Source organism: Myxococcus sp. MISCRS1 (assembly GCF_026626605.1).
Classification (GTDB): domain Bacteria; phylum Myxococcota; class Myxococcia; order Myxococcales; family Myxococcaceae; genus Myxococcus; species Myxococcus fulvus.
Window position 1 is genome coordinate 6,810,721 of record NZ_JAPNKB010000001.1, and the last position, 11,281, is coordinate 6,822,001.

Annotated in this window: 7 protein-coding genes; 5 read left to right on the forward strand and 2 right to left on the reverse strand. The window is 70.4% G+C overall.

Annotated elements, in window-relative coordinates; translation table 11 throughout:
* The first annotated feature begins 3 nt into the window (after positions 1-3).
* From OWM54_RS27185 to OWM54_RS27195, 3 genes are read left to right on the forward strand one after another with little or no spacing between them, the layout of a single operon-like run.
* Positions 4-852 (forward strand): DUF58 domain-containing protein, encoded by an 849-nt coding sequence (locus tag OWM54_RS27185; RefSeq protein WP_267699378.1) that lies wholly within the window; start codon positions 4-6, stop codon positions 850-852.
* Positions 849-2,579: a vWA domain-containing protein gene (locus tag OWM54_RS27190; protein WP_267699379.1), complete on the forward strand. Its 1,731-nt coding sequence runs from the start codon at positions 849-851 to the stop codon at positions 2,577-2,579. The genes OWM54_RS27185 and OWM54_RS27190 overlap by 4 nt, the downstream gene beginning before the upstream one ends.
* Positions 2,576-5,341, forward strand: coding sequence for a VWA domain-containing protein (locus OWM54_RS27195; protein WP_267699380.1), 2,766 nt, complete (start codon positions 2,576-2,578; stop codon positions 5,339-5,341). The genes OWM54_RS27190 and OWM54_RS27195 overlap by 4 nt, the downstream gene beginning before the upstream one ends.
* 30 nt (positions 5,342-5,371) lie before the next feature.
* Here the strand turns inward: OWM54_RS27195 and OWM54_RS27200 are convergent, their stop codons facing one another.
* A complete protein-coding gene (locus OWM54_RS27200; RefSeq protein WP_223782622.1) occupies positions 5,372-6,550 on the reverse strand; it encodes a calcium-binding protein in 1,179 nt (392 codons plus the stop codon).
* A 369-nt stretch (positions 6,551-6,919) separates the two neighbouring features.
* Here OWM54_RS27200 and OWM54_RS27205 point away from each other — a divergent pair, with 369 nt between their 5' ends.
* Positions 6,920-8,602, forward strand: a complete 1,683-nt coding sequence (locus OWM54_RS27205) for a hypothetical protein (protein WP_267699381.1) — start codon at positions 6,920-6,922, stop codon at positions 8,600-8,602.
* A 47-nt stretch (positions 8,603-8,649) separates the two neighbouring features.
* Here OWM54_RS27205 and OWM54_RS27210 read toward each other — a convergent pair whose 3' ends face one another.
* Complete coding sequence (locus tag OWM54_RS27210; protein ID WP_267699382.1) at positions 8,650-9,963, reverse strand: hypothetical protein; 1,314 nt, start codon at positions 9,961-9,963, stop codon at positions 8,650-8,652.
* Positions 9,964-10,208: 245 nt separating this feature from the next.
* Between OWM54_RS27210 and OWM54_RS27215 the strand changes: the two genes are divergently transcribed.
* On the forward strand, positions 10,209-11,264 hold the full coding sequence (locus OWM54_RS27215) for a hypothetical protein (protein ID WP_267699383.1): 1,056 nt from the start codon (positions 10,209-10,211) through the stop codon (positions 11,262-11,264).
* Positions 11,265-11,281 lie beyond the last annotated feature (17 nt).

Sequence of the window (11,281 nt, forward strand, 5' to 3'; positions counted from 1 at the left end):
CCCATGGACGAAGCGGCGGTGGGGCGGCTGGCCCCGGGGCTCGCGCTGGCGCTGCCGCGAGGGCCGCACCGGGGCCGGGTGGGCGAGGTGCGCGCGTCGTCGATGGGCAGCTCGCTGGAGCTGCATGACTTCCGGGCGTATCAGCCGGGAGATGACCTGCGGCAGCTCGACTGGAACGCGGTGGCGCGGACCGATGAGCTCATCCTCCGGGTGCGGCAGGACGAGGTGTCGCCCCGGGTGGAGGTGGTGGTGGATGGCTCTCGCTCCATGGCGCTGTCGCCGCGCAAGGCCGCGTGCGCGAAGGAGCTGGCGCTGCTGGTGTGCGAGGTGGCGGCGCGGCAGGGGTTGAGCCCGACGCTGCTCACCACGGCGGTCCGCGCGGAGCGGATGCAGGGGGCGGGGTGTCGGGCGGTGCTGCGGGCGCTCGAGTTCGACGCGCGGGATGACCTGGCGACGGCGCTGGGGCGACTGCCTCCGCCCCGGCCCTGTGGGCTGCGCGTGGTGGTGAGTGACTTCCTGTTCGAGGCGGACCTGCCCGCGCTGGTGTCCCGGCTGTCGCGTGGGGCGGCGGGGTGCTTCCTGGTGCAGGTGTTGGATGAGGAGGACCTTTCGCCTTCGGGAGGTGAGGGCGCCAGGTTGGTGGACTCGGAGAGCGGCGCGGCGTTGGAGGAGCTGCTGACGGAGGACGTGCTGGCGGCATATGCGCGGCGCTTCGAGGAGCATCAGAGATTGCTGCGGGGCGCGGCGCTGCGTGCGCGTGGGCTGCTGGTGACGGCGCCAGCCACGGAGTCGCTGGCCGCGCTGGTGGCGGGGCCGCTGCATCCGCTCTTCGTGGCGGGAGGTGGCGCGTGAGCTTCGGCTTCCCGTGGGGCTTGCTGGCCCTGGGCGCGCTGGTGCCGTTGGTGGCGGCGTACTTCCTGCGGCGGCGGCAGAAGCCGGTGGTGGTGAGCGCGCTGTTCCTGTGGCGCACGCCGAGCCCTCGCGCCGAGGCGGGGCCTCGCTGGGAGCGCTTCACGCGGGAGGTGTCGCTGCTGCTGGAGGCGCTCGCGGTCATCGCCGCGGCGCTGTATCTGGCGGATGTTCGACTGGGTGAGTCGGCTCGGAGTCGACACCTGGTGCTCGTGGTGGATGGGAGCCTGTCCATGTCCGCGCGGGGGCCGGACAACGTGACGGTGCTGGAGATGGTTCGCCGCGAGGCCGCGCGTCGGGTGGAGACCGCGAAGGCCACGCGGGTGACGGTGCTGGCGACGGGCATGACGCCCCGAGTGCTCGCGGGGCCGGAGGCGGAGCCTTCGCGGGCGTTGGCCGCGCTGGAGTCCTTCAATGCGCTGGGCGCGGACCATGACCCCATCCCCACGTTGTTGTGGGCACAGGAACTCGCGGGACCGGGGAAGCACGTGGACTTCTTCACCGATGCGCCGCCGGCCGAGGGGCTCGTGGTGCCCGCGCCGGTGCGGTGGACGGCGCTGGGCACGGCGCGCGACAACGTGGCGCTCGTCTCCGCGCAGCGGAAGGACGAAGGCGGTGCGTCGACGGTGACGTTGCGGGTGGCGCGCTTCGGTGTGAGTCCGGACTCGGTGTCGGTGCGGATGACCGCGCAGCCTGGGGCGGGCGCGAAGCAGGGGACGTCGCGCGCGGAGACGGTGTCGTTCAAGGATGGGGAGACAGCCACGGTGCGCGTCACGTTCCAGGACGCGGGCGAGGTGAGTGTCTTCATCGCTCCGGATGCACTGCCGGAGGACAACCGGGCGACGCTGCCCGTGTCGTCGGCGCGGCCGCTCGCGGTGCGTCTGGCGCAGGGGCTGGGGCCGCTGGAGCGGGGCGCGCTGGAGCGCTTCGTCTCGGCCATCCCGGACCTGTCGCGCGAGGCCGCGGCGGAGGACGTGTTGCTCATCGGTCCGCAAGGCACGGATGCAAGGGTGACGGTGGGAGCCACGGGCAAGCCCCGGACCTTCGTGGGGCCGTTCTTCTCCGAGAAGGGACATCCGCTGCTCGACGACGTGCAGCTCGCGGGCGTGCGTTGGTCCGCGGGGGAGAATCCGCCCGGACGTCCGCTCATCACCGCGGGGGAAGCGGTGCTGGTGTCGGAGGGAGAGGACGGACGTGTGCACCTCAACATCGACCTGGCTCGCTCCAATGTGCAGCGTGTGTCCGCGTGGCCGGTGTTGCTGGGCAACGTGGTGCGCGAGGCGCGTCGCTCACGAGAGGGCTTCGCGCGAAGGCAGCTCTCGCTGGGCGAGCCGCTCCAGGTGGTGACGCTGCCCGGCGAGCGCTACACACTGGTGGGGCCGGAGGGAGAGAAGCCCGTGTTCGGCGCGGGCGCGGTGAGCCTGCCTCCGCCTTCCTCGCCTGGACGCTACGAACTGGAGCGCGACGGTGAAGTCGTCGACGCCGCGGTGGTGCTGACGATGGATGCGCGCGAGTCGGACCTGCGCGGACGCGGCAGCGTGGACATCCCCCCGCGTGAGTCCGGCGAGGATGCAGAGGGAGCAGGGGCCTCCGAGCGGATGCGCTGGCCGCTGGTGCTGCTCCTGCTCGCGCTGATGGGCGACTTCTACGTCACGAGGCGGGTGTCATGACCTTCGCGCTCCCGCAGGCGTGGATGCTGCTCATCCCGCTCGGCCTCTTCCTGTGGAAGTACGGCCGCAGGCCCGGTCCGCCGATGTGGCTGCGCGCCACGCTGCTCGTGCTGGTGGTCGGCGCGCTGTCCGGCCCGAGCTGCCGCCGCGAGGACGCGGGCAGTGACGTGGTCGTCGTGGTGGACCGCTCCGCGTCCATGCCTCGCGACGTGGACCGCACGGCCCAGGAGCTCGTCTCGCACCTGGAATCCCAGCGGCGCCCCGGCGACCGCGTGGGCGTCATCACCTTCGGCCGCGAGGCCCGGGTGGAACAGCCCCTGTCCTCGGTCGGCGCCTTCGGTGGCTTCAGCCGACCGTTGGACGCCGAGGCTTCGGACCTCTCCGCCGCGCTCGACGCCGCCAATGTCCTCATCCCGCAGGAGCGCACGGGCCGCGTGCTCGTCCTCTCCGACGGCCGCGCCACCGGCACGGATGCACGAGGCGCGGCGCGCAGGCTCGCGGCCCGAGGCATCGCCGTGGACTGGCGACAGCTCGCCCGGCCCGAGCCCGCGCTGGACGTCGCCGTCGTCTCGCTCGACGTGCCCACCGTCATGGCCGCGCGCGAGCCCTTCCAGTTCTCCGCCCAGGTGTACGCCTCGGCGGCCGTCACCGGCACCGTGCGCCTGGAGCGCAACGGCCGCGTGCTCGTGAAAGGTCCCTTCGACTTCCTGCCCGGCCCCAACGTGCTGCCGCTCAGGGACCTCATCGAGGAGCCCGGCCTCGCGCGCTACCAGCTCACCGTGGAGGTCCCCGGCGACGGCGTGGTGGAGAACGACAAGGGCCTCGCGGTGCTGCGCGTCGAGGGCCCGGGCCGCGTGCTGCTGCTCACCCACCAACCCAAGGGCACGCTCGCGCAGGCGCTCCAGGCCACGGGCCTGCTCGTCGATGTCCGCGCCCCCTTCCGCCTGTCCCTCGATGACCTGGACGGCGTGGGCAGCGTGGTGCTCGAGAACGTGGACGCGAACCTGCTCGGCGAACCGGGCCTCAACGCGCTCGCGTCCTACGTGGAGCAGGCCGGCGGCGGGCTCGTGATGACCGGCGGACGCGAGAGCTTCGGCGAGGGCGGCTACCGTCGCTCGCCCATCGAGCCCCTTCTCCCCGTGTCGCTGGAGATGCGCGAGGAGGTCCGCCGCGCCTCCATCGCCATCAGCATCCTGATGGACTGCTCGTGCTCCATGGGCGTCACCGTGCCCGACGGGCGCACCAAGATGGAGGTCGCCGCCGAGGGCGTCGTCGCCGCGCTCTCGCTGCTCAACCCCCAGGACGAGGCCTCCGTGCACATGATCGACACGGAGACCCACGAAATCTTCCCGCTGCGCTCGGTCCAGGCGGGCCTGCCCTTCGACAAGGTCGCCCAGGGCTTCAGCGGAGGCGGCGGCATCTACGTGGGCGAGGCGCTGCGTTCCGGCCGCAAGCAAATCCTCCAGAGCGACAAGGCCACGCGCCACGTGCTGCTTTTCTCTGACGCGGCCGACTCCGAGGAGCCCGACGACTTCCGGCGCACGCTCGAGGAGCTCCAATCCAAGTCGGTGACGGTGTCGGTCATCGGCCTGGGCACACCGAAGGACTCCGACGCCAAGCTCCTCATGGAAGTCGCCCAGCGCGGCGGCGGGCGCATCTACTTCGCCGAGGATGCGATGAGCCTTCCGCGCATCTTCAGCCAGGAGACGCTCGCGGTCGCCCGGGCCACGTTCATCGACGAGCCCGTGTCGATGGAGGCCGCGCCCGACCTGCCGCTCCTGGGCCGGCTCCCCTCCGAGGGCCTGCCCCAGGTGGGCGGCTACAACCTCACGTACCTGCGCCCTCAAGCCAACGTGGCGCTGCGCACGCTCGACACCCACGCGGCCCCGGTCCTCGCGATGTGGCCCCGAGGCGCGGGCCGCACCGTGGCCTTCACCGCCGAGGTCGACGGCCCGTTCACCGGAGAGCTGCGCCAGTGGGCCTCGCTGCGCGCGACGCTGGAGGCGATGGTGCGCTGGACGCTGGCGGGCGCGTCTCCGCTGGGCGAGGCGGTGGTGCGCTCCGAGCGCCGCGGACACCTCCTGCGGGTGACGCTGGACCTGCCTCCCGAGGCGCCGCTGCCCGGCACGCTGCCCTCGATGATGTTGCTCGCGGGCGATGGCAAGTCGGAGCCGGTGGAGGTCCCCATGCGCTGGGAGGACGACGACCGGCTGGTGGCGGAGCTCCCGCTGGAGGGGAGCGGCACGTGGCACCCGGTGGTCCGCGTGGGCACGCGCGCCTTGAGGGCACCGCCCGTCGCGCTGCCATACGCCCCGGAGTTCGAGCCAGGAAGTCCGAAGGAGGGACTGGAGCTATTGCGCGCCCTCGCCGCCGTGGGCGGAGGCGTGGAGCGGCTGTCCATGACGGGCCTCTTCGCCGAGGCCCCCGAGTCCGAGGGCCAGCTCGCGCTGGCGCCCTGGCTCATCTCGCTGGCGATGCTGGTGTTGCTCTCCGAGGTGGCCGTGAGGCGCTTCCTCTCCGCGCCCCGGCAGCGCGTGGCCACCGCGACGTCACAGGGCACCGCCACGCCGAGAGGGGCCGCTCCCGGCGTGACGATGCCCGCACCCGACAGCACACGGGGCGCCTTGGAGTCGCCCGCGTCCACTTCGAGCACCCCGGAGCCGAAGACAGACACCTCCGGGGCGAAACCATCAGGGGAGGGCGGCGTGGACTCGGCGCTGGAGGCCGCGCGCGCCCGCTCCCGTCGTCGACTGGACCGGTGAGCGGCGAGACGCACCGCCCACCGGTGGACCTCAGGGGTCCGGGACCAGGTACGGCGCGGCGCTCACCGGGTTGCCGAACTCGTTCTGCAGGGTGATGCGGATGGAGCTGCTCAGCGGCCACCGCCACGCGTCCGCGAACACGTCGGACAGGTTGACGTTCGCCGCGCGGCTGGCGGCGAGCACGAAGTTGTCCGCCGAGGAGTACGGGCTCGTCACGCTGCTCAGCGCGCCCACCTTGCGCCAGAGCTGGAAGACGAAGGCCCAGTTGTGCTGGCGCTTGAGGCGCATCACGAAGGACGCGAACAGGTCCGTGGTCCCCAGCCCGTTGAGGCCCTGGTTGGCCAGGAGCGTGTTCGTCCAGTCGTGCTTGTAGCAGAGCGAGCTGTTCGAGGGCGTGGGCGTGCTGGTGGCCCCCGCCGTGCCGCACGCCACCGTGGCGGACGCGTACGTGTCCACCAGCTTCTTCACGTTGGTGTGGAGGGTGGAGTGGCTCGAGGAGACGGCGAGCCCCGTGTACTCCATGGACAGGAACCGCATCAGCACCGCGTAGCCCGTCGTCATCGCGTGGGCGTAGTTGCTGTTCGTGGACGAGAGCTGGCCGCTGTAGAACCAGAAGTTGCGGCCCAGCTCGTAGAAGCCCACCTGGTTGTGCAGGCTCAGCGCGGCGTCGGTGCAGATGTTCGCGTTGTACAGGTCGTACTTGAACTCGATGCCCGTCTGGGCAATCTCACCGCAGGCCGGGTCCGACGCGCTCGGGCAGCCCGTCACGTAGCCGGACGGCAGCACCGCCATGCTGTCCAGGCCCTGGTAGTTGCGGAACAGCGAGGGCGTGCGGCCCGTGACGTCGCTGTAGAAGAGGTAGCCCCGGTCGAACCCATCCACCAGCAGGCTGATGCGATTCACGTCACAGGTGGTGGTGTCCGGCGTGCGCAGGGCGACGTACTGCCCCTTCCACACGAAGAGCGAGTGGACCTGCCCCTTCTGCGACGTGTAGTTCGCGCGCAGCTGGCAGTACCAGGAATAGGCGTCGTTGAAGTTGCGGTACGCGGCCTGGAAGCCATTCGTGTGCTGCGTCTGGCACGCCTGGTTGAGGTCCATTCCCAGGTACTGGCCATTCTTGTAGCAGGACCAGCCATACGCATTGTTCGCGGTCAGCGTGGCGAAGGCTCCCGAGCCGTAGCGCTGCACGCAGTGTGCGTTGAGGTCCATCGGTGGATATTGGAGGGCGGCCTGCGCGCTCCCCGGCGCGACGGCTCCCCAGACCAACGCCACGGCTCCAACGGCCCCAAGACATGAACGAGCAATCGCGGAGCGCCTGGCGCCCCACGGCTGGTGCTGAGACATGTGGTGATTCCCCCTCTGCGAAATGACGCGGGCCGCCCCGACCTGGAGGTGTCGTCACGGGATGAGGGGGCGGCCCGCTCCCCTTGAAGCTCACAGGGTAAAGACGAGATACACGGAAAGAGCGGGATGCACAACTGGGTCAAAATAGTTCCCTACTATCAAAAGTTGATGCTCGGTTCATGCGGTCAGGACCACCCCAGGAGGTGGGAGGGATTCGGGGTAAGAGGGCGGCCGATGACGGACGCACGGTGGACGCGCGTGGGACTTGGGCTGGGACTCCTGGGGTTGGGGGTGCTGGCCGCGCGGCTGGCCTTGCACAAGGCCTTCAGCATCGACGAGTTCCAGTATGCCCATGCGGCGTGGCTCGTCTCGAAGGGGCAGGTGCCCTACCGGGACTTCTTCGAGGTGCACTTCCCGCTCGTGTACCAGGCGCTGGCGCCGCTGTTCTGGCTGCTGGGGGACTCGCCCAGGGGCGTGCTCGCGTTGCGCGCGGCCATGCTGGTGCCGCTGTTGGGGAGCTGTGTCGCGGTGGCGGTGCTGAACCGGCGCGAGGGCCCGGTCGTGCGCTGGCTGGGGCCGGTGCTGCTGCTCTCGCTGGTGCCCTTCACGCGCTTCGCCACGGAGATTCGCCCGGATGCGCTGTCCACGGCGCTGTTCCTGGGCGCGCTCGCGGCGCTGTCGGTGCGGCCGGGGACGCGGTGGCCAGGCTTCGTGGCGGGGCTGGCGTACGTGGCCGCGCTGTGGGCCTCGCAGAAGGTGCTGTTCTTCGGCGGGGTGGTGGGCGCGGCGCTCGCGGTGGACCTGATGGTTCGGCGCGGACGTGCACCCGCGCTGGTGACGCAGCCGGGGATGTTCCTGTCGGGCGCGGGCGTGGGGCTCGCGGCGGTGGCGGCGTACCTCACGGCGACGGCGTCGTGGAGCGCGTGGTGGCAATGGTGCTTCGTGTGGGCCGCCGAGCACCAGCGTCACTATCCCGGCTTCTCGCCGTGGGACTACCTGGGGCCGGTCTTGCGTGAGCAGCCGTGGCTCTTCGGCCTGGCGGGGCTGGGCGTGGCGGCGACGGTGAGGCGGTGGTGGAGCACCGGCCCCGAGCGCTGGGCGGACGCGGACCTGCCGTTGCTGCTCGCGGTGGTGGCGACGTTCGGCTCGTACGCGCTCCAGCGCGCGCCCTTCCCGTACAGCCTGCTGCCCTGGCTGGGCGTGCTCGCGCCGTTCATGGCGCGTGGGGTGGGCTTCCTCGTCGAGCACGTGCGCGCGAGGGTGGCGCTGGGGGTGGCATTGGGAGCGCTGGTCTGCCTGCAGGTGTGGAGACTGGAGTCGCTGCTCGACGGGGACGGCAATGTCAGACAGCGGGAGGTGCTGGAGCGCATCGCCACGCTCACGGCGCCCGAGGACGTGGCCTATGACAACTCCGGTGGCTACGTGAGCCGGCCGCACGCGCACTTCTACTTCTACACGGACGCGTACCTGCGCGGCGCCATCCCGGACCTGCTGGCGCGCGAGGTGCCCGAGGCGCTGGTGGAGAAGGGCTGCGTGCTGCGCGTGGATGACCTGCGGACGTCCGGGTTGCCGCCCGGGCTGCGCGGGTTCCTCGACACGCACTACCAGCCGTACGACGGGGACCTGTTCCTCTGGGGACAGCGGTACGACGTGACGAACGGGGACAGGCTGGAGGACCGCTTCCTCGCCGTGCGTCAGGGCCGCTACTTCGTCGAGCCCGCGTCCGTGCTCGAGACGGGCGCGCTGTTCATCGATGGCCAGCGGGTGACCCAGGCGGAGCTCGTGCTCGAGCGCGGCGAGCACCCGGTGCGCTACGAGGGCCCCGCGGAGCACTTCCACCTGCTCTGGCTGCCTCGCGACGGCCGGCGGTGGACGCCGAGGCCGGACGCGAGGCCCACCTACTCACGCCTGTTCTGAACGGGGCGGGAGCGCGATTCACCGCGGTCCCGCCTCCGTCCGGACGGCTACTTCACGCAAGGCACCTGTCCACCGGCCTGCTCGTACGCACGGACGCGGCTGGCCAGGTTGCCGTTGTCGGTCTCCGGCGACGTCTGTCGGCCCTCACCCGCGCCGAAGGAGAAGCCCACGGAGTGCGCGGCGGCGAGCTCCGCGGTGTGCGAGAAGAAGTAGTCCACGCGGTTGTCCTTCCAGCGCGTGTTGTTGTTCGGCAGGCTCATGTTGCCCACCGGCAACTGCCACCAGAAGTTCGGCTTGCCCAGGCGCTCGGAGATGGCGGCGGCCCAGGTGAAGGCCTGGCGGAAGTGGGGCAGCTTGCGGTTGTCCACGTCCCACCACGTCTCCTCGCCGATGCTGTCGTAGAAGCCCGCGTCGCGGTCCGACGCCTCCACGACGATGAAGTCCGTGTCCGCCGCGCCCAGCTTCGACAGGAAGTCGGCCACCTTGCGCGCCTCGGCCGCGATGTCGAAGGACGCGTTGGTGTTGAGGTACACGTCGACGCGCGTCGACCAGGGACTCGCGTGCAGGCTCACCTTCGCGTTCGGCGCGTACTTGCGCGCCATCGCAATCATGCAGCGGCTCAGGCCCGACGCGGTGTTCGCCATGCCTCCGCAGTCCGTGTTGTTCGCGCTCGCCACCTGCGCGGGCACCGAGTCCGGGTTGCCATTGGAGAAGAACTGGAGATAGCCCCACAGGTCCGGCTCCAGGTGGAGCAGGGCGCGCGCGCTGCCCACCTGCTGCAGCGTGAAGCGATAGTCCGCGAAGTAGCGCCGCATCACCGCCGCGTCGTTGAGTGCCGTGAGTTGCTGCTCGCCCTCGCCCGAAGGGCCCACGCTGCCCAGCAACTGCTGGTAGTACGTGATGAACGGAATCTGCGGTTTCTTTCGCCCCGCTGCCGCAGATACGAACGTGCGTATGTAGTCTCCCGGTGGCTGCGACAGGTCCTGCCAGCACCCCCACCACGAGCATTCTCCGTTCGCGCAGGATGTTCCCCCAGCGCTGCACCCAGAAGTGCACGACGTGCACACGTTGTTCGAGTCCACCAGTCCGCTGGCGATGTACAGGTAATGCACGTCGAATGGAGCGCTGGCCGCAGTGCTGTCCTCCATTTGCGCGCCTACCAGTAGCCGGTCCTTGCCCAGCGACTCCAGGAACGTCTCTCCCAGGCAGTCGCCGCTGGCGGTGCCACCCCCATCCGGATTGTTCGTCCCGCCATCCGCCGCGGGTGTCTTGTCGTCGTCATCCGAGCTGGAGCAACCGCCCAGCACCGCGAGGGACAAGCTGACCACCACCAGACGCTTCAGCCACATCGAGCAGGGCATGTGCATACGCCCGGGACGCTAGCCCGACGCGCCGCGTGAGCCTCAAGTCCCCTGGACTCCAGGACAGCGCTCGCGCTCATGGCGCCCATCCAGCTTGGCGCCAATAATCTGTCATTCCTTCAATTCAAGAAATTCTTGAGACGTGAGGCAGGGGCCGGGTAGACGAGAAGGCTCCCCCCCTGCCGGGCCCGCTGGGAGGCGAGCGCTTCACTCGCGGGCACGGCGCATCTCCCCTCGAGGCCGTGATGAAGACGCGACTGTGGTGGCTCATGGTGCCCGCGCTGTTGGCGGTTGGCTGTGGCCCTGTCGAAGAGGAGCAGGACGAGTTCGTCGACGAGCTGACCGGACAGGTGTTGCAGCGAGCCACGGTGAAGTACGACATGCACCGGCTGCTGGAGGACGACAACCTCCTGGGCCACCAGTGGATTACGACCGAGCAGGTGCAGGCCTTCCTGACGCAGCAGGGCTCGTACCTGGCCACGTATCGGGACCCGGCCTTCAGCAACAAGACGGCGGCGGCGCTCATCGTCGAGCGCTCCAAGGCGTTCGGCATCAGCCCGCTGTACATGCTCGCGCGCATCCAGGTGGAGTCCAGCCTGGTGCAGAGCGGCACCTCCAACAACCTGAGCAAGGCGACCGGCTGTGGTTGTCCCGACAGCAGCGGGTGTGACGCGCAATACGTGGGCTTCGGCAAGCAGATTGATTGCTCGGCGAAGAAGCTGCGCGGCTACTTCACGGACCTGGACGCGGGGCGGGCCACCGTGTCCGGCTGGAAGGTGGGCACGACGAAGGCGACGTTGGACCCGTGCTCGGTGAAGCCGACCAACAAGGCCACCGCGGCGCTCTACACGTACACGCCCTGGGTGGGCGCGTACGCGACGCAGTGTGGCCGCACGACGGTGGGCGGCTCGTCGCTGGTGTCGGTCATCTACCACCGGTACGCGGATGGCGGCTTCAACTGGGGGGCCCCGACGTCCACGGGCTGCGTGTCGGAGACGGCGGGCACGACGGTGCCGGAGCTCGGCTGCGTGCAGAGCTCGTCCGATGCGATGTGGCGCCAGTGCGTCTCCGGCGTCTTCACCGCGGGCAGCACCACGCGCCCCACCAACTGCACCCAGGCGTGGCCGTGGTGCTCGTCCGCCACGCTGGGCCGCTCGGTGCCCGCGCGCACCTGCGTGCAGTCCTCGTCGAACCAGCAGTGGAGCCAGTGCGGCGTGGGCGGCGCGTGGGTGAGCTCGCCCATGGCGCCCAACAGCGGCGCGGGCCCGGTGGGCGCGTGCTTCGAGATGTACTGGCTGTAGCCCCCTCGCGCTTGGAG